Below are 19696 nucleotides of genomic sequence, written 5' to 3' on the forward strand. Positions count from 1 at the left end.
TTGATAAATCGTAGAGACAACCGGACCGAGGCAGCTGTATATTCATTACTCTTACTGCACGTAACACAGGTTCAGCTTCTCAAAAGCTTAAAAAACCCATGTTCTACTGAAAATGGGTTCCTAGCTAGAAAATTTAAAAATTCTCAAGAGTTACCTACCTCATTGCTTAATTTAACAGGAGGTATGATCGTCAAATCGCCTTCGATTGTTACTTCTGAATCTTCATTTACTGCATTTACATGAATAGTTAATTTATTTTCTCTTATCATGATTTTAGTTACCTCTATAGTGAATTGGATAATAGAATAATGGTAAATAGGTTTTATAAACGAAAGATTTTGTTTTACGATATGACTACCTGGGCCAGGTAAATACTTTGAAATAGCTGAAGTGATAATTCCCGTTAGCATGATATTTGGAACGATCGGTTTTTTGTATTGAGTTTGTGAGGCATATTCGTGCTGTATGTAGAGTGGATTTGCGTCATTCGTCAGACCAAGATAGAGCAACAAATCTTTATCTTCGATTTTTTCAGTAAGTGTAATTTTTTCTCCTACAGATATTTCATCTACAGATTTACCGGGTTTTCGCTTCTTACCTAAAAGCATAATGAACACCACCTATTATGAATTATCATAATCCTTACTATATTATAAAAGAGAGCTATCTTATAAATTTTACATACATGCTACAAAGGTTAATGTAAAAAAGAAAATTGGGGCTTATCCCCAACTTTCTTTTATTATTTACACCTATTGATTATCGCCAGTAAGAATTAAGATAATACATCCATTACATTTTTAACAGAGTCAACGGATTTTTGAAGTGCTTTCTGCTCATCTTCCGTTAAATCTAATTCAATGATTTCTTCTATTCCGTTCCCACCTAATACTGTTGGCACACCTAAGTAAATCCCGGTAAATCCGTACTCACCTTCTAAGTATGCAATTGCTGGGATAATGCGTCTTTGATCCTTTATGATAGCCTCAACCATTTCGACAATGGAAGCAGCTGGTGCATAATAAGCACTACCATTTCCGAGTAGGTTCACAATCTCTCCCCCACCTTTGCGTGTTCTTTCCACAATTGCATCGAGACGATCTTTAGCCATTAGCTTTTCTAAAGGTATACCTCCTGCGTAAGAGTATCGGATAAGCGGCACCATATCATCCCCGTGACCACCCAGTACAAAACCTGTGATGTCTTTTACTGATAAGTTCAATTCTTGTGCTACAAACGTGCGAAAACGTGCTGTATCTAATACACCAGACTGCCCGATTACACGGTGTTTTGGAAAACCGGACTCTTTAAATACTGTATATGTCATTGCATCTACCGGATTTGTTAAAACTATAATTGTACATTGTGGAGAGTGTTTTACTATTTCCTCCGTTACTTTTTTCATTATGTTTGCGTTTGTTGTAACTAAATCATCACGACTCATCCCAGGTTTCCTTGCCATCCCAGCAGTAATAACGACGATATCAGAGTTCTCAGTATCTTCATAGTTCGATGTACCAACGATATTCGCATCAAAGCCAAGCACTGGACTTGCTTCTAACATGTCAAGCGCCTTCCCCTTTGTCGGACTTTCATTTTGCGGAATATCCACTATCACGACATCTGCTAATTCCTTTTGTGCGATAAGAAAGGCTGTTGTTGCACCTGTAAACCCACTACCAATGACAGAAATCTTTTTACGTTGTATCGCCATAAAAAAATCCACCCCTTATTGAGTATTGGTTTAGAAAAAAGGGACTGTTCAATTTGGTTTCCCTTATAGAACAGTCCCTTATTACTTATTCAAGATACATAAAACACTACTTTTAATTAGCCTAGATTTTTAATAAGTTCATCTGCAAATTCAGAACATTTAACTTCTGTAGCACCTTCCATTAAACGCGCAAAGTCGTATGTTACAACTTTAGATGCAATTGTTTTCTCAACAGAGTTAGTAATGGATTGTGCCGCTTCAGTCCAACCTAAATGTTCTAACATAAGTACACCAGAAAGCAATACAGATGAAGGGTTAACTTTATCTAAACCTGCATATTTTGGTGCAGTACCGTGTGTTGCTTCAAAAATGGCATGCCCTGTTTCATAGTTAATATTTGCTCCTGGAGCTATTCCGATACCACCAACTTGTGCAGCTAACGCATCTGAAATGTAGTCTCCATTTAAGTTCATTGTAGCAACAACATCAAATTCACGTGGACGTGTTAAGATTTGTTGTAAGAAGATATCAGCAATTGAATCTTTAATGATAATTTTACCAGCTGCTTCAGCATCTGCTTGAGCTTTGTTTGCCGCATCTTTACCTTCTGTTTCAGCGATACGGTCATATTGTGCCCATGTGAATACTTTATCACCGAATTCTTTTTCAGCTAATTCATATCCCCAGTTTTTGAAGGCACCTTCTGTAAATTTCATAATGTTACCTTTATGAACTAAAGTAACTGATTTACGGCCGTGTTCAATAGCATAGTTAATCGCTGCTCTTACAAGGCGGCTTGTACCTTCTTGAGAAACTGGTTTAATACCGATACCTGAAGTCTCAGGGAAACGAATTTTATTAACACCCATTTCATTTTTAAGGAAGTTGATTAATTTTTCTACTTCTTCTGTTCCTTTTGCATACTCGATACCTGCATAAATATCTTCTGTGTTTTCACGGAAAATGACCATGTCAGTATCTTCTGGACGTTTTACAGGTGATGGAACACCTTGGAAATAACGTACTGGTCGTAGGCAAGTGAATAAATCAAGTTCTTGACGTAAAGCTACGTTTAAAGAACGGATTCCGCCACCAATTGGTGTAGTTAGAGGTCCTTTAATCGCGATTAAGTATTCACGAATATCTTCTAATGTTTCATTTGGTAACCATTCACCTGTTTGGTTGAATGCTTTTTCACCAGCAAGTACTTCTTTCCAAACGATTTTCTTTTCACCGTTATATGCTTTTTCAACTGCTGCTTCTAAAACACGAGATGCTGCAGCCCAAATATCAGGACCGATTCCGTCTCCTTCAATAAATGGAATAACAGGATTGTTTGGTACGTTTAATACACCATTTGTTACTTGAATTTTTTCGCCTTGTGTCAAAAAAATTACCTCCCAGGTTATGTATATATTTTATTTATCCAATGGATAGATAATACAATAATAGTATAGTAGTCTTCAAATAAAATTACAGGTGTTTTTCTGAATTTTCTAGCAAAACAACTGTGTTCATTATAATACAGGTTACATGCATAAGTAAAACTACATACTAGTAATCCCCCAAAAATTACGGATTACTAGTATGCAGATTATTCAGATTATAGACGTTGTTCGACTGGCACGAATGTTTGTTGGACAGGTCCATCATATTCAGCACGCGGACGAATTAAGCGATTGTTCTCGTATTGCTCGAGAATATGTGCTAGCCAGCCCGACACTCGACTTACAGCAAAAATTGGAGTGAATAAATCATGGTCAATTCCTAAACTATGGTACATAGAAGCCGAATAGAAGTCCACATTAGGTGGTAATGGTTTTTTTGCTGTCACAAGCTCTTCAATTTTAGTAGACATTTCATACCATTTTGGCTGTCCTGTTAATTTTGTCAATTTTTCAGACATAATTTTCAAGTGCTTTGCTCTTGGGTCACCTTTTCTGTATACGCGGTGGCCAAAGCCCATAATTTTTTCTTTGTTTGCAAACTTTTCATTGATATAAGGTTCAACATTTTCTACTTCACCAATTTCAGTTAGCATCTTCATAACTGCTTCGTTGGCACCACCATGTAGTGGTCCTTTTAAAGCACCAATAGCAGATGTAACACCTGAATAAACATCAGATAATGTCGCTACACATACTCTTGCAGTAAAAGTTGACGCATTTAATTCATGGTCGGCATGTAAAACGAGAGCTTTATTAAATGCCTCAACTGCTACTTCACTTGGCTCTTCACCTGTCAGTGTATATAAAAAGTTCGCAGCCATTGATAAATCAGTTCTCGGCTCAATTGGTTCCAATCCTTTACGAATACGAGCAAATGAAGTAACAACAGTTGGAAGCTGTGCTTGTATACGGATAGCTTTTCTATAGTTTGCATCATTATTCATTACGTCAGCTTCATCGTCATATAAACCTAGTAATGAAACAGCTGTGCGCAGTGCCGCCATAGGATGCACTTTATTGATAGGGTATGATTTGAAGTGGTCAATGACCTGCTGTGGAATTTTTGCATTTTCCGCAAGTTGCTTTTTTATTTCGTTTAATTGTTCTAGATTCGGAAGTTCTCGATGCCATAGTAAGTAAACAACTTCTTCGAAACTTGCATGTTCTGCCAAATCGTCAATATTATAACCTACATAAGTTAATGTATCATCAATAATTGAACTTACCGATGAAGTAGTCGCTATAATTCCTTCTAGACCGCGTGTTACCGTCATAAAATCCTCTCCTTTGCTTTTAATTCCCCATTAAAAAAGTCTAAAAAACTATTAAACTTGTTTTCCCATCTCATTTTTTCTTTATCGCCGTATCTAGAAAAACATCTAAACTATATGTATTTCCTAAAGTGTACACACTTTAAACGAAAAGAATGGGTAATTTAAACTACTAGATTTAGCGTCTGCTCACCGTAAAACAGGAAAAAGAAAATGCTTACATTTCCACATAGGTGAAAGATAAAATAAACGTTACGAGACCCATACAGCAATATTGCCTATAACAGAAAAAGTTTCCATTTTAGACAGAAAAGTCCCATTGAAATAGGCAAATTTTATGAATCTATGCTTATTATAAACAATATTGCTCGTTTTGTGAATGAAAAACACTCAATCCCCTTAAAAAATTTGTTAGAAAAGTTTTATTTTAACGTTTTTCCTAGCATATTCATTTTTATTTCGCTCGTTCAACTATAAAAAAATTATTGTAATGTTATCAATTTTTAACGATTTATTACTAACAAACTTAAATAATTACTGAAATATTTTAACCATTTGCATGGCTAAATAGGCAATACCTGCACCGATAAGTGGTCCTACAGCTACACCATTAAATAACGCAACTGCTAAAATGGTTCCAAAAACGAGTGCAGTTGTAATATGTGGGTCCTCAGCTAATAAAACAAGTCCATTTTTAGCGATTAAGGCTACAGCAATCCCTGCTCCTAATGCGATCCAAGCATAAAATGATTTCATCGCATCCAATAGCTGCTTAAATCCTATATCACCAGTTGCAATTGGAACTAACACAGCAATTGTAATAACCGTTACTCCCCAATTTATTCCCTTCGCACCTACTGTCGGTAAAACTTTTGACTCTAGCCCAATTATTTTTATCACCATTAAACTAAATGCAGCAATCATTAAAGATTGATTTTTAGCAATAAAGCCTATTATTAAGAGAATAAATAAAAAAAGCATTGGTTGATTAAACATGAAATGACCTCCGGTGTAAATCTCTATTTGTAATGAACAACCTACTTATCAAGCATTTTGCTCACAGGTTTCTATAGTTATCTATTTTTCGAAGTATGAGTTCTCTTGTTAAAAACTTATTTTGTCCACATAAACAAGCATTCTATCCCATATATTTCTAATGAGGTTATTTTGTTAAGCTTTTGATTATAGCACTAGGATGGGGTGTAATTCCTACAAACTTTAATAAGAAGTAGCTCTAATATGGCTCACTCAATCATCCACATACGAACTAAATAAGTTATGACTAGATAAAGGAATCAATGCTCCCATGAAAATATTCATATAGTCGATAATTACGATAAATCATTAACAGGAGGAAAAACGTTGAGTCTGCAGTATGTATATAGTATGTTGAGACTACTATTAATTGTTACGTTAATTTTCGTGAGTTTGTTTACTTTGTATTACATATCTTCCTTGACATATCCTTTTATTATTGCAATTTTTATTGCTCTCTTCATTAATCCTTTTGTAAATCTACTTGAATCCAAAGCGAAAGTTCCCCGTGGCTTTGCTGTATTAATCGCCATACTTTTATTAATTTGCTTAGTTATCGGGATTCTTATTCTATTAGTCGCCGAGATCGTTACCGGTACGACCTATCTAGCAAAAGTTATACCAGGTCACTTAGATTTATTAGCACAGTATTTAGAAAACTCCTTCATGGAACACATTATGCCATTATATAACCAGCTAACTTACCTGTTTAGTACACTTGATACGAGTCAACAGCATTCAATTTTAACTAATATACAAAATATCGGAGAACAGATGACGAAAAGCATCGGTTTATTTATTAAAGATTTTTTAGAAAATATTCCGATGATGATTAGTTGGCTTCCAAATGCGGCAACTGTCATTATCTTTTCTTTACTAGCTACCTTTTTCATCAGTAAGGACTGGTATAAATTCAAAGCTGTTTTAACAAAGATTCTTCCTCAAAAAGCTAGAAGTAGTGGCAGGACCGTGTTTGATGAGTTAAAAAAAGCGTTAATTGGATTCATACGTGCACAAGCAACGTTAATATCAATTACAACGACAATTGTATTAATTGGTCTGCTCATTCTAAGAGTTGACTATGCAATTACCATTGCTCTTCTCATTGGTTTAGTTGACATTTTACCCTATTTAGGGACTGGTTTGGTGTTTGTACCATGGATTATTTATTTATCCTTCAGTAATAATTTACCACTTGCAATAGGTTTAGGTATTTTATATCTAATTGTACTTATTCAACGGCAAGTGATGGAACCTAAAGTTCTTTCATCAAATATTGGATTGGACCCACTAGCAACATTAATTGCGTTATTTATCGGGTATCAGCTGATCGGATTTCTAGGGTTAATTGCAGGTCCTGTTGTATTAGTTATCTTAAAAACGTTACACAGTGCAGGAGTATACGAGGATTTGTGGCAATTTATTGTTGGGAAAGGAAGGTAATTTCAACACTTTTTCCGACAATGTTTATAAAATAAGGCTGTTTTCGTAAATATTGTTGCTTTTAACTCAGTTGTCGTTTAGGGTTTGTATGCTCTTGCAGTACTCGCTTTCCGCGGGGTGGGTGGTGAGCCTGTCTAGCTCCAACAAACCCTTAAAAAAGGTTAGTGCATAAAGCCACAATCTCTTAGAAAAGCTCCTAAAATAAAGATTCATAAAAATGTTGAAGAAGAGGTGAGATTCAGTTTGTGTCGCACACAGCAGGAACACACCTCTTCCTCTTTTTTAAATAACATAGCCTGCGTCATATTTTAAATATATTTTAGCGAATAATCGTAACTTTGTTTCGTTCAATCATTTTCCTGATAAGTAGGTTAAGTATTGGCTTTAGCCGTTTCCGACTGAAAGGAAACAATAACAAAAAACCACAAATATCAGTAATATAGCCAGGTGTTAATAATAGAAGCCCACCGATAAGGATACAAATTCCATCTATTATTGCTTCGCTGGGGATTTGTCCATAATGTACTTGCTGTTGCATATTTTTTATCGTTTCCATTCCTTGTTTCTTTGCAAGCCAAGCCCCTATAACGCCTGTTAAAATAATAATTAAAATAGTTGGTAATACACCTATCGTTTTTCCTGATAATAAAAGTACCATTATTTCTAGTGCCGGAATCACTATAAAAAGCGCCGTTAAATACCTCATCGGTTCACCCTTTCAAACAAGCTATTAAATCTCTTGTATATCTCTATATTATGAGAAATGTAAACAAGTAGCAACAAATACAACAACCATCTCTAAGTGAAAAATAGTGAGTTATGAGTTCTTCTCTTACCTTCCATGAAACTTGTTTAAACAATAAAAAAGAGAGAAAGGGCTTATTTCCCCTTCTCTCAAATATCAATTTTTACAGTACACTAGCATGTCCTTGGTAAATTACCCCGCGAACTGCGTCAACTGTAATGTCTTGGCCATCTTTAAAGATTGTTGTTGCATTTTCAACCCCGACAATGACTGGAATTCCTAAACTTAGCCCAACTACTGCAGCATGACTAGTTAAGCCACCCTCTTCAGTAATTAATGCAGAAGCTTGTTCTAGAGCTTCCATCATATCACGATCTGTACTTTGTGCTACAAGAATTGCACCTTTTTTCATTTTTGCTGATGCAACTTCAGCTGTGCTGGCAACAACTACTTTACCGAATGCTGATTTGCGACCAATACCTTGACCTTTGCCAAGTACATCACCGATTACATGAACTTTCATTAGGTTTGTTGTTCCTGCTTCGCCAACTGGTACACCTGCTGTAATGACAACTAGGTCACCATGTGTAACAAACCCACTGTTAACCGCTTCATTTACTGAGCTATCTAGCATTTCATCAGTAGAAGTTGAGTGGTTACCAGTGCGTGGGTAAACGCCCCAGACAAGTGCCAATTTACGTGAAACAGCCTCAGAAATTGTTACAGCAACGATTGGTGCTTTAGGACGATATTTTGAAATCATTCTTGGTGTGTGACCACTTTCAGTTGGTGTAACAATTGCAGATACACCAAGTTTTAAAGCTGTATATGCTGTAGATTGTCCAATTGCATCTGTAACCGTTGTGCCAACTTCATCACTGCGTTTTGAAAGGATTTCTTTATAATTTAATGCTTCTTCTGCTCTTGAAGCAATATTATGCATTGTTTTAACTGCTTCGACTGGATAAGATCCTGCTGCAGTTTCACCAGATAGCATAATTGCATCTGTACCATCAAAGATTGCATTTGCTACGTCACTAGCTTCTGCACGTGTTGGTCTAGGATTACGTTGCATACTGTCTAACATTTGTGTAGCAGTAATAACCGGTTTACCTAATGCATTACATTTTCTAATTAATTCTTTTTGCACTAACGGAACTTCTTCGGCAGGAATTTCTACACCTAAGTCTCCACGTGCAACCATTAAGCCGTCCGAAACTTCAAGAATTTCATCGATATTATCGACACCTTCTTGGTTTTCGATTTTTGGAATGATTTGAATGTGTCCCGCATTATGTTCTTCAAGTAATTCACGAATTTCTAACACATCAGAAGCACGACGTACGAAAGATGCAGCAATAAAGTCAACATCCTGTTCGATACCAAATACGATATCTTTAGCATCTTTTTCAGTGATTCCAGGAAGTTTAACGCTTACACCTGGTACGTTAACACCCTTTTTATTTTTTAGGGTACCACTGTTTTTAATTTTTGTTTTAATTTCACCATTCGCTTGGTCTAATCCAATAACCTCTAATTCAATAAGGCCATCATCTAATAAAATCGTTGAACCGATATGAACGTCATCAATTAATCCTTCATAAGATACTGAGAATTTCTCAATAGTCCCTAGAACTTCTGTCATTGAAACGATAATTTCTTTACCAGCTACTAATTCGATCGCTCCATCTTCCATCGTATGTGTACGGATTTCTGGACCTTTCGTATCTAGTAAAATCGCAACTGTTTTATTTAATTTACCAGCAGCTTCTCTAATATTTTTAATACGATTACCATGCTCTTCAAAATCACCGTGAGAAAAGTTTAATCTTGATACATTCATACCAGCTTCAATTAATTCTGTAAGCTTCTCTGTCGATTCACTTGCTGGACCGATCGTACAAACAATCTTCGTTTTACGCATTATATGTTCCTCCTACTATTTTACAGAAAGGAAAAACCTTCATAGAGATAGGTCTTTCCAGTTTTATCATTATTAATGTGCTAATGGTTTCTATTACTATAAATCATTTTCAGGATGATGGTTAATCCATTATGAAAACGATCCCATGTTTTTTCTTTAAATTGATAATTCTTGTGATAGACGGTACATATCTTTATCAATCGTATGCTTATGCTCTAGTATTTCAATAATATCGTGGTGAACTAGTTTATTGTTTTGAATTCCAACACAACGTCCACCTTTACCTTCTAACAGTAACTCAACAGCAAATGCACCTAAACGACTAGCTAGCACTCGGTCAAATGCAGTTGGAGAACCACCACGTTGAATATGCCCTAACACAGAAACCCGTGTTTCAAATGAAGTTGCTTCTTCAATTTGCTTTGCGAATTCAACACCGCTGCCAACACCTTCAGCAACCATGATGATACTATGCTTTTTGCCACGCTCATGACCTCTGTTAAGGCGAGCAATGATATCATCCATATCATAATTCTCTTCAGGAATTAATATTGTTTCTGCACCACCAGCTAAGCCTGCCCATAAAGCGATATCGCCAGCATGTCTACCCATAACTTCAATGATATATGTACGTTCATGTGATGTTGCTGTATCACGAATTTTATCAACTGCATCAATTACAGTATTTAAAGCTGTATCAAAACCGATCGTAAAGTCTGTTCCAGCGATATCATTGTCAATTGTACCTGGAACACCTACACATGGGAAGCCATGTTCAGTTAGCTTTTTCGCTCCCATATAAGAGCCATCTCCACCGATTACGACAAGTCCTTCAATACCATGTTTTTTAAGTTGTTCAATACCCTTTTTCTGTCCTTCAACAGTTTTAAACTCCGGGCATCTTGCAGAATATAGTTTAGTACCTCCACGGTGAATAATATCACCAACAGAACCTAATTCTAATTTTTCAATACGTCCTTCAATTAACCCTTGGTAGCCATGGAATACTCCATAAATCTCAACATCGTGGAAAATTGATTTACGAACTACAGCACGAACAGCAGCATTCATACCTGGAGAATCTCCACCACTTGTTAGGACACCAATTTTTTTCATTTTTCTTCACCCCACTATAATCTAGTAGCATAATGCATTTCTTTCAAAATAACATGAAAAGTAGGTCGTTACAACAAAGTGAGTGTCTCACTTTTTGTCGAATAAACTTTTATGAGCCTTTTTCATTATACAATAAATAATCCCGTAATGTTTATTTAAATATGTAATTTTGCAAAATAATTGTCTTTTCTTGCAGTGAACAATCGTTCATGCTCTTAAATTTGTATCAATCTTTTATTAGAATTATTGTAGCTTCAAATTTACTTAAATAAACTTTTCCTACTGAACCATTATTATAGCCCTTTTTAATCCAAAAGAAAACGTGGGCATATGGCCGCACGTTTCTATTTTACCCCAAGTAATTCATTTGTATAGGTTACTTGACCAATTTTTTTGAATTTATCATAGCGTTGATTAATTAACTCTTCACTTGACATATTACATAATGTTTTTAACGAACTTGCTAATACTTCTTCAATATATTGAGCTTGCTTTGTGACATCTTTATGTGCCCCACCTTTTACTTCAGGGATTATTTCGTCAACAACACCAAGCTGCTTTAAATCAGGAGCTGTAATTTTCATTGTTTCTGCCGCTTTCTTGGCTAAACCGGAATCTTTCCATAATAAAGCTGCTGCACCTTCAGGAGAAATAACTGAATAGGTCGAGTTCTCTAACATGTGAATATAATTACCTACACCTAGCGCTAAAGCTCCACCACTTCCACCTTCACCAATAACGATACAGATAACTGGTACAGATAGGCCTGCCATTTCGAAGAGGTTTTTGGCAATCGCTTCACTTTGACCACGTTCTTCTGCTGCTTTACCAGGATAGGCACCTTTCGTATCGATAAAGCAAATAATTGGACGGTTAAATTTATCTGCTTGTTTCATCAAACGTAAAGCTTTACGATAACCTTCCGGATGTGGCATGCCAAAGTTTCTGCGAATATTCTCTTTCGTATCTTTTCCACGTTGATGTCCAATTACTGTAACAGGTATGTCTCGGAATTTCGCAATTCCACTAACAATGGCATCGTCATCACCATAATACCTGTCTCCATGACACTCGAAAAATTGTGTAAAAATACGTTCGATATAGTCTAAAGTAGATGGTCTGTTTGGATGTCTAGCAATTTGCACCCGGTCCCAAGGCTTTATATTTGTATAAATCTCATTTTCTAGTTTTTCTAATCTAGATTCTAGCTTTTCGATTTCAGATGACAAATCGACATCTGAGCCTTTTGTAAATTCTTTAAGGTCACTAATTTTATTTCTTAATTCCACTACCGGTTTTTCAAATTCCATTTCTCCTACCAAGTTATTTCACCTCCTGGTTGATGAATATCAAGGATATTAGTAAGTGTCTGTTTCATCTCTTGCCGATGAATGACCGCATCTAATTGACCATGTTTTAGTAAAAATTCTGCTGTTTGAAAATCCTCAGGAAGCTCCTCGCGTATCGTTTGTTCAATTATTCTTCGTCCAGCAAAACCGATTAGTGCTCCTGGTTCTGCAAAATTATAATCACCCAATGAGGCAAAAGATGCTGAGACTCCGCCTGTTGTCGGGTGCGTCATCACTGAAATAATTAACCCTTTATTATCACTGAACCGTTTTAATGCTGAACTAGTTTTTGCCATTTGCATGAGACTTAGTACGCCTTCTTGCATCCTAGCGCCACCCGATGCTGTAAAGATAATAAATGGGAGGCCTTGTTCATCTGCCTTTTCAATTGCTCTCGTAATCTTTTCTCCTACAACAGATCCCATGCTTCCCATTCTAAAACTAGCATCCATAATGGCAATTGAAGTTCTAAATCCATTGATTGAGCCTTCTCCTGTTATCACAGCTTCATTTTGCTTTGTCTTATAGCGGTCTTTTTCAAGCTTTTCCTCATAACCAGGAAATTGTAATGGATTTTCAGATACCATCTCTTTGTCATATTCAATAAAGCTGCCTTCATCAAATAAGCTTTTTACGCGCTCTTTTGCATTCATTTGATGATGGTAATCACAATTTATACAAACTTTTAAATTCTTATTAATTTCTTTTGTATACATGATTTTTTTACAGCTCGGACACTTTAAGACAATACCTTCTGGAACATCTTGTTTGGATTGTTCAGAAGGGATTTGCGCATATTTTTTCTTCTTAGGCTTTGCCGGTTTCGTAAATAAGTCTTTTAACAAAATGTTACCTCTCCTTTACTGAAGCTGTTTCTTTTCAACTCTTTTTATTTAAGGCGGTTTCGAAAGTTATGATGTATATTTTTTCTATTGTTTTTGTTTCACTTTGCTCCAGTATTCATATTTACTAGTAGATTATTGTGCCTCCGAGTATGTCACGCATGAAAAAAGAGCCTCACAATATAGCAAGAATCAACTAAAAAAATAGTAGAGCACACAACATGAACTAAAATGACATATAAATTGTCATTTAATAGTTTATTGCTAGTTATTATCTTATTATCAACACCAAAAAGTGGTGAGCCCTTATTTGTCGGTTAATCATACTGTAACGAATATCAGAAAGGGATGTTGTTGAAATTTGTCAATTTCTATTCGACATTTTCTTTTATTGAAATTGCAGCATATGCAGCAAATACTTCAGATTGTTTTCTCTCCAACAAAGAGGATACCAATTTGCTCATCTTTCCCTTATCTAGCGATTCTTCATTCATACTTCTTTTGGCTAATGTGACATACTCATTTAATACTGTCCAAATCCGGAAGAGGAGATGATTATTAGCTAGCTTAACAAGCTCCTTCATAAATTCATATCTAGTAAAGGAGCCCTTCTTCATTTGTTTTTCTAAGTTTAGCAAGCTATTTTCATCGTAGTCTCTCATGATTAATTGGAGAGCATTATATTCTAGCATATTGTTCATCTCGACAACATCTTGTATTGCTTTTGTATTATCTAAAATAAAGGTCCCTAATAATTCAATTAATTGATGGTCTCTAAAATCCTTTAAAAAGGTACCTTCCCCTTTTCTAGTTTCAATCATCCCTAACAATTCCAATGCTCTTAGCGCTTCTCTAACCGATGACCTGCCAACCTTAAGCTTTTCAGCAAATTCTCTTTCTGAAGGAATTTTATCGCCATAAGAGAGCTGATTTTCTGAAATATAGGATTTTATAAATTTGAGTATGCCAACGTACACCTTTGACTTCTCATTAGTCAAGACAAATCACTCACTTTATTTAATAATTGCCATCTGCCTTGTTCTTTCCGCTACTTCCTCAGGATTAACGGTGATTCTCGCAACACCGGTTTCCATGGCTGCCTTGGCAACTGCTTTTGCAACTGCCGGGGCAACACGTGGGTCAAATGGTGCTGGAATTACATACTCAGAACTAAGTTTTTCTTGGCTAACTAGGTCGGCAATTGCCTCTACAGCTGCTATTTTCATCATTTCATTAATATGTGTTGCTCTTACATCAAGTGCACCTCTAAATATTCCAGGGAATGCTAATACATTATTTACTTGATTAGGGAAATCCGAACGGCCGGTCCCAATCACCTTTGCTCCTGCCTCTTTGGCATCTTGTGGCATAATCTCAGGAACCGGGTTAGCCATCGCAAATATAATTGGGTCATCATTCATTTGTTTAACCATTTCTTTTGTCAATGCACCTTCAACAGACACACCAATAAAAACGTCCGCTCCTTCAATAACATCTGCAAGATTTCCTTGTTTCTGATCTCGGTTCGTAAACTTTGCCACCTGAGCTTTTACTTCGTTCATGCCTATTTGACGATTTTCGTAAATGGCACCTTTAGAATCACACATAATGATGTCCCGGACTCCGTATGTATATAACAATTTTATAATTGCAATGCCTGCTGCACCTGCTCCATTTGCTACAACACGGATACTTGACATAGACTTGCCGACTAATTTTAATGCATTTACAAGCCCCGCTACAGTTACAATGGCAGTACCGTGCTGATCATCGTGAAAGATTGGTATATTTGTTTCCTTTTTTAAACGCTCTTCAATGATAAAGCAGTTAGGTGCTGCAATATCCTCAAGATTCACTCCACCAAAATTAGGACTTAATCGTTTGACAGTTTGAATAATTTCTTCGGTATCGGTAGTGTTTAGACAGAGCGGAAATGCATCTACGCCTGCAAAACTTTTAAATAGGACTGCTTTTCCTTCCATGACAGGCAATGCTGCCTCTGGACCAATATTACCTAATCCTAATACTGCTGTACCATCTGACACAACAGCTACCATATTACCTTTCATCGTATAATCATATACTTTATTTTTATCATCATAAATTTCTTTACAAGGCTCAGCTACACCTGGTGAATATGCAAGACTTAAATCATGTGCATTTCGAACTGGTATTTTTGATTTTGATTCCAATTTACCTTTGTTTACACGGTGGATATGCAATGCTTCTTCACGCAATGTCATTTTAACATCCCCTTACCTTGTAAAGTGATAACCAAAAGTGGTCTGACCACTTTTGATCATTTTTTAATAATAACATAATTCATTGTTTTGTAAAGTATGCTTTAAAATGAGATTATAGTAGTTTTTTATCGATTTTTATCTGCTGTCTCACGTAGGACTACATTCCTATCTCCGAGTAGTTTACATAAGCTTTTTATACATTCAGCTGTTGGCGTTATGAAAAATTCGGATGGTAAAAGGACAGTCTTTTTTTCTGTATCGTAATACAAATAAACAGGTGTTTCACCTTTATATCTTTTCAATAAATCCTTCATTTGGACAAAATGAGCAGACTGTAACGAATCTTCAATTTTTAAAAATATTTCTTGTTTTTTCGCCTTATTTTCAAGTTCTTCTCCCCGTCGGATTGATTGAACGATTAGTTGAATTTTCCCTTGCCGTTTCTCAACCTTTCCGGAAAATAGTAAAATAGAACCAATTTCAATACTTTCACTTGCCTTCGCATATACTTGAGGGAATAATACTGCATCTACATCACCTGTTTCATCCCCTAAAATTAAAAATGCCATCGCATCTCCTTTTTTCGTTCTAATTGTCCGCTTTTGAACAACCATTGCACCGATTAAAACTTTTTTATCATGGTACTGTGTTAGTTGGTCAGCTAATACTGCACCATTGTACTGAAAGGTGTCTCGGTAAAGTTCCACAGGGTGGCTGGAAAAGTAAAAGCCTAATGCTTCTTTTTCATATTTCAACTTTTCCTCAATTTTGAAAGGTTCAACCTCAATGTACTTTGGTTTAATTGAATATTCATCATCAATAAACAGGTCAAATTGATTTTCGCTGTCTGGTGTCAATAGTTCTGCATGTTCAATCGCGACATCCAAGCTCGCTAATAATATTGCCCGATCAACCGCAAATTCATCAAATGCTCCCGAAAATACCAACTGTTCCATAATTCTACGATTAACTACTTTCATTGAAACCCGTATACAAAAATCAAATAAATCAGTATATCTTTTTACTTTTCTACCGTGGAAGATTTCTTTAATTGCAACTACACCAACATTTTTAATCGCAGCCAAACTATAGCGAATACAGCCTTTTTCAATTAGAAATGGAAAGGCACTATCATTAATAGAAGGTGGTAGCAACACTAATCCCATTTGCTTCGCTTCACGAATATAACTAGCAATTTTTTCATCGTTGCCAATAACACTTGTTAAAAGTGCGGCCATAAAGTAAAGCGGGTAATTTGCTTTAAGGTATGCGAGCTGATAAGCAATCATGCTATAAGCGACAGCATGACTTCTGTTAAATCCGTAATTTGCAAATTTTACAATTAAATCATAAATATCATTAGAAATTTGTTCATCATAGCCATTTGCAATACAGCCCTTTACGAAATGTTGACGTTCTTTATCTAAAATATCCTTTTTCTTCTTTCCTACCGCTCTTCTTAGTAAGTCTGCTTCACCGAGTGTAAAGCCTGCAATTTTCGAGGCGATTTCCATTATTTGCTCTTGATAGACGATTACACCAAAAGTCGTTTCAAGGATGGGCTTTAAATCAGGATGAAGATAAGCTATTACACTTCGTTTATGCTTTCGTTCGATAAAACTTGGGATATTTTCCATTGGACCTGGGCGATACAATGCGTTCACCGCGACAATGTCTTCTAATGTTGTTGGTTTCAGACGTTTTAATACACTTCTCATTCCTTCTGATTCCAATTGAAAAATCCCTGTTGTATCACCTTTAGCTAGAAGTTCAAAGGTTTTTTTATTTTCATAAGGTATACCCGCTAAATCAATTTTGCGTCCTTCTTCACGCTCCACTAATTTTTTAATATTGTCTAATAATGATAAATTTCTTAAACCTAGAAAATCCATTTTTAATAAGCCTAAATCCTCTAAATAATCCATCGAAAATTGTGTTAAATAAACATCTTGTTGACCGTTTTGTATCGGAACTATATTTGTTAATGGCTGACTACTTAAGACTACGCCTGCAGCATGTGTTGAAGTATGTCTCGGTAATCCTTCAATCTTTATTGCAATCTCAATAATCTTTTTATATAACTCATTTTCATTGATAAGCTTTTGAAGTGTTTGAGATTGATTAATCGCTGCTTGTAACGTAGTTCCCGGCTTTGAAGGGATTTGTTTTGAGAGAATGTCAGTTTCCTTTGGAGATGCTCCTAGCACACGCCCGACGTCTCGTATTGCTCCTTTTGCAGCTAGGGTACCAAACGTAATAATTTGGGCAACATGTAACTTCCCATATTTTTCAGCTACATATTGTATCATTTCATCACGTCGTGTATCAGGGAAGTCAATATCGATATCAGGCATTGAAATTCGCTCAGGATTTAAAAACCGTTCAAATAAAAGTCTGTGCTTAATCGGGTCTACCCCGGTTATATTTAACACATAGGCAACAAGTGACCCAGCTGCCGATCCTCGACCAGGGCCAGTTAAAATATTGTGCTCATGTGCATACTTCATAAAATCCCAGACAATTAAAAAATAATCACTAAAATTCATTCTCTTTATGACATCTAGTTCATACAAAAGTCTGTCAATATAAACTTGATTTGGTGTTTCAAACTGTTCTCGTAAGCCCTTGATACAAAGTTGTTCTAAATATTCATCAGCCGGCTCATTATTAGGCGTTGGATATTTTGGTAACTGTGTAAGTCCCAGGTTTAAATCCACTTGACACCTATCTGCAATTTTTAATGTATTTTCTAAAGCATCTGGTAATTGTTCAAACGTTTTGACCATCTCATGGGGTGTCGTCAAATAATCTTCCTTGTTTGAATGTAAATCAATGTGGTCATCTGAAAATTTTTCGCCATTTTTTATCGCGAGTAAGCTTTTGTAAGCAAGTAAATCTTCTTTTTCTATATATGAAACGTGATGCACCGCTACTATTGGCACATCAAGCTGCTGTCCTAAATTAACGAATCCCGTACTAAGCGAATTGCCTTCACTTACCCAATTACTATGAATCCCTAGAAAAAAGGAGTTTTGCCCAAATATTGATTCATACTTTTTAATTAGTAGCTTTGCTTCATCGACTCTACCGTCTGCTACACATTGTTCAAGTTCACCAGTTTGACCAGATGTAAATGCGATAAGTCCTCTGCTATAACTTTTTAACCATCTCTCTGGTAATCCTTGCGGTGATTTCGTTTGTATTGCACTGCTAATTTTCACTAAGTTTTGATAGCCTTCATTCGTTTCTGCTAGAAGGACAAGTGGTGTCACAACTGAAGTTTCGTTCGCCTCATCTGCAATAACTTCAACTTTTAGTCCAATTATTGGTTTTATATCGTGCTGCTTACACAGTTTGTAAAACTCAACTGTCCCGTACATGACATTTTCATCTGTTAGAGCTAAAGACTGATAATTCATCTGTTTTGCTTTCTTAACAAGCTTTTCTAATTTAGCTGCACTTGATAAAAGACTATATGCACTTTTAACCTGTAGATGTACAAATGGCAAAACAATCCCCTCCTTTCTGTTTTCTAATCTATCTTCATTATAAACGACAAGTCCTATCTGACAAATAAATCAGAATCGCACTCTAATTTAAACAAATTTCTGTTAATTCACTAATTAAAAAACATACTTGAAAAAGGTCGTCCATATACATGATAATAGGAGGTTGATTCGTATGAACAACGAAGCCTTTTTCCCGGCTTTTATACATAGTTATTTCATCGCATTAGGTGTATTGTTAGGTGGTACTCTAATTGGAGCGATCGGTGCCTTTTTAGCAGGTGAACCACCATTATCGAAAATGTATGATTTTGCTAATCAATTAAAAATATGGGCACTAGTAGCTGCAATCGGCGGTACTTTTGATGCTTTTTACAGCTTTGAACGGGGAATTTTACAAGGTGAGACGAGAGATATTGTCAAACAAGTATTATTGATTATCTCTGGTATGGGCGGTGCACAAACTGGCTGGGTTATTATATATTGGTTAACACAGGAGCATATTTCATGAGAATACCACCATATTATCATCAGCCTACATGGCAACGTTTCTTCGCAGGTGTAGCAATTGGTGCTGTTATCAGTTGGTTAGTTTTCTTATTTATTTACGGTGTTTTGCAGGAAAAACATCGGACAATCATCGAAAAGCAAAAGCTAACGATTGAAGAATTGGAAAAAGATATACAAATCTATCAAGAAGAGTACGCTAAAATAAACAAAGAGGCTCAAGAAAAAGTTACGATTCAATCAATTGATGTTCATTTAAGCAATGGTGATAAATTTCAATTTAAAGAATTTAAAATTCAACAAATAGAAAATAAAATAAAAGACGATTTAGCAGACTTAGTTGCGAAAGATATGCAAAGTGTCTATACGAACCATAAATTAATCGAGAGAATGATAGAAAACCAGTCTATACCCATTGATGGCAAGGAATACAAACTGAAAATGACGAAATTCATGTTATATACAACGATATATATTGAAATGGAGATTTCTCTGAGGTAATGACTTCTATTTTCTAACGTTTTGCTAAACATTCTATAATAGATTTCTATGA

Annotated in this window: 16 protein-coding genes; 3 read left to right on the forward strand and 13 right to left on the reverse strand. The window is 35.8% G+C overall.

Annotated elements, in window-relative coordinates; genetic code table 11:
- Window positions 1-143 precede the first annotated feature (143 nt).
- The 5 genes from J2S19_RS10700 to J2S19_RS10720 all read right to left on the reverse strand — a co-directional run bounded on the left by J2S19_RS10700 (window position 144) and on the right by J2S19_RS10720 (window position 5429).
- Window positions 144-608 (reverse strand): MaoC/PaaZ C-terminal domain-containing protein, encoded by a 465-nt coding sequence (locus J2S19_RS10700; RefSeq protein WP_307341281.1) that lies wholly within the window; start codon window positions 606-608, stop codon window positions 144-146.
- 167 nt (window positions 609-775) lie between these two features.
- Window positions 776-1714 carry a malate dehydrogenase gene (gene mdh / locus J2S19_RS10705; protein WP_307341284.1) on the reverse strand — a complete coding sequence of 313 codons (939 nt, stop codon included), beginning with the start codon at window positions 1712-1714 and terminating at the stop codon, window positions 776-778.
- A 116-nt stretch (window positions 1715-1830) separates the two neighbouring features.
- The gene (gene icd / locus J2S19_RS10710) at window positions 1831-3102 is read right to left on the reverse strand and encodes an NADP-dependent isocitrate dehydrogenase (RefSeq protein WP_307341287.1); all 1272 of its coding nucleotides are present in this window, start codon (window positions 3100-3102) and stop codon (window positions 1831-1833) included.
- Window positions 3103-3317: 215 nt separating this feature from the next.
- Window positions 3318-4436, reverse strand: a complete 1119-nt coding sequence (gene citZ / locus J2S19_RS10715; protein WP_307341289.1) for a citrate synthase — start codon at window positions 4434-4436, stop codon at window positions 3318-3320.
- 531 nt (window positions 4437-4967) lie between these two features.
- Window positions 4968-5429, reverse strand: coding sequence for a DUF441 domain-containing protein (locus J2S19_RS10720; RefSeq protein ID WP_307341292.1), 462 nt, complete (start codon window positions 5427-5429; stop codon window positions 4968-4970).
- Window positions 5430-5795: 366 nt separating this feature from the next.
- Between J2S19_RS10720 and ytvI the strand changes: the two genes are divergently transcribed.
- Entirely contained in the window at window positions 5796-6911 is a 1116-nt protein-coding gene (ytvI, locus tag J2S19_RS10725) for a sporulation integral membrane protein YtvI (protein WP_307341294.1), read from the forward strand.
- 319 nt (window positions 6912-7230) lie between these two features.
- On the opposite strand, the gene J2S19_RS10730 is transcribed toward ytvI, so the two are convergent.
- From J2S19_RS10730 to dnaE, 8 genes are all read right to left on the reverse strand, one after another.
- The gene (locus J2S19_RS10730; RefSeq protein ID WP_307341297.1) at window positions 7231-7617 is read right to left on the reverse strand and encodes an FxsA family protein; all 387 of its coding nucleotides are present in this window, start codon (window positions 7615-7617) and stop codon (window positions 7231-7233) included.
- A 202-nt stretch (window positions 7618-7819) separates the two neighbouring features.
- Entirely contained in the window at window positions 7820-9580 is a 1761-nt protein-coding gene (gene pyk, locus J2S19_RS10735) for a pyruvate kinase (RefSeq protein WP_307341299.1), read from the reverse strand.
- A 156-nt stretch (window positions 9581-9736) separates the two neighbouring features.
- Window positions 9737-10696, reverse strand: a complete 960-nt coding sequence (gene pfkA, locus J2S19_RS10740) for a 6-phosphofructokinase (protein ID WP_307341302.1) — start codon at window positions 10694-10696, stop codon at window positions 9737-9739.
- A gap of 344 nt (window positions 10697-11040) precedes the next feature.
- Complete coding sequence (gene accA / locus J2S19_RS10745) at window positions 11041-12018, reverse strand: acetyl-CoA carboxylase carboxyl transferase subunit alpha (RefSeq protein ID WP_307341305.1); 978 nt, start codon at window positions 12016-12018, stop codon at window positions 11041-11043.
- Entirely contained in the window at window positions 12012-12890 is an 879-nt protein-coding gene (gene accD, locus J2S19_RS10750; protein ID WP_307341308.1) for an acetyl-CoA carboxylase, carboxyltransferase subunit beta, read from the reverse strand. Before accD ends, accA begins: the two co-directional genes overlap by 7 nt.
- A 368-nt stretch (window positions 12891-13258) precedes the next feature.
- Window positions 13259-13885: a FadR/GntR family transcriptional regulator gene (locus tag J2S19_RS10755; protein WP_307341311.1), complete on the reverse strand. Its 627-nt coding sequence runs from the start codon at window positions 13883-13885 to the stop codon at window positions 13259-13261.
- Between the two features lie 15 nt (window positions 13886-13900).
- On the reverse strand, window positions 13901-15130 hold the full coding sequence (ystJ, locus tag J2S19_RS10760) for an NADP-dependent malic enzyme (protein ID WP_307341314.1): 1230 nt from the start codon (window positions 15128-15130) through the stop codon (window positions 13901-13903).
- Between the two features lie 125 nt (window positions 15131-15255).
- On the reverse strand, window positions 15256-18639 hold the full coding sequence (gene dnaE, locus J2S19_RS10765; protein ID WP_307341316.1) for a DNA polymerase III subunit alpha: 3384 nt from the start codon (window positions 18637-18639) through the stop codon (window positions 15256-15258).
- Between the two features lie 172 nt (window positions 18640-18811).
- On the opposite strand from dnaE, the gene ytrH reads away from it, so the two are divergent.
- Window positions 18812-19147 (forward strand): sporulation membrane protein YtrH, encoded by a 336-nt coding sequence (gene ytrH, locus J2S19_RS10770; protein ID WP_307341319.1) that lies wholly within the window; start codon window positions 18812-18814, stop codon window positions 19145-19147.
- On the forward strand, window positions 19144-19644 hold the full coding sequence (gene ytrI, locus J2S19_RS10775) for a sporulation membrane protein YtrI (protein ID WP_307341322.1): 501 nt from the start codon (window positions 19144-19146) through the stop codon (window positions 19642-19644). The genes ytrH and ytrI overlap by 4 nt, the downstream gene beginning before the upstream one ends.
- Window positions 19645-19696: the final 52 nt, after the last annotated feature.

The organism is Metabacillus malikii (genome assembly GCF_030813355.1).
GTDB classification, from domain to species: Bacteria; Bacillota; Bacilli; order Bacillales; family Bacillaceae; genus Metabacillus; species Metabacillus malikii.

Coding starts and splice junctions, on each gene's coding strand:
- J2S19_RS10700 (WP_307341281.1), bottom strand. CDS start 608: ATGCTTTTAGGTAAGAAGCGAAAACCCGGTAAATCTGTAGATGAAATA.
- mdh (WP_307341284.1), bottom strand. CDS start 1,714: ATGGCGATACAACGTAAAAAGATTTCTGTCATTGGTAGTGGGTTTACA.
- citZ (WP_307341289.1), bottom strand. CDS start 4,436: ATGACGGTAACACGCGGTCTAGAAGGAATTATAGCGACTACTTCATCG.
- J2S19_RS10720 (WP_307341292.1), bottom strand. CDS start 5,429: ATGTTTAATCAACCAATGCTTTTTTTATTTATTCTCTTAATAATAGGC.
- J2S19_RS10730 (WP_307341297.1), bottom strand. CDS start 7,617: ATGAGGTATTTAACGGCGCTTTTTATAGTGATTCCGGCACTAGAAATA.
- pyk (WP_307341299.1), bottom strand. CDS start 9,580: ATGCGTAAAACGAAGATTGTTTGTACGATCGGTCCAGCAAGTGAATCG.
- pfkA (WP_307341302.1), bottom strand. CDS start 10,696: ATGAAAAAAATTGGTGTCCTAACAAGTGGTGGAGATTCTCCAGGTATG.
- ystJ (WP_307341314.1), bottom strand. CDS start 15,130: ATGACATTGCGTGAAGAAGCATTGCATATCCACCGTGTAAACAAAGGT.
- ytrH (WP_307341319.1), top strand. CDS start 18,812: ATGAACAACGAAGCCTTTTTCCCGGCTTTTATACATAGTTATTTCATC.
- ytrI (WP_307341322.1), top strand. CDS start 19,144: ATGAGAATACCACCATATTATCATCAGCCTACATGGCAACGTTTCTTC.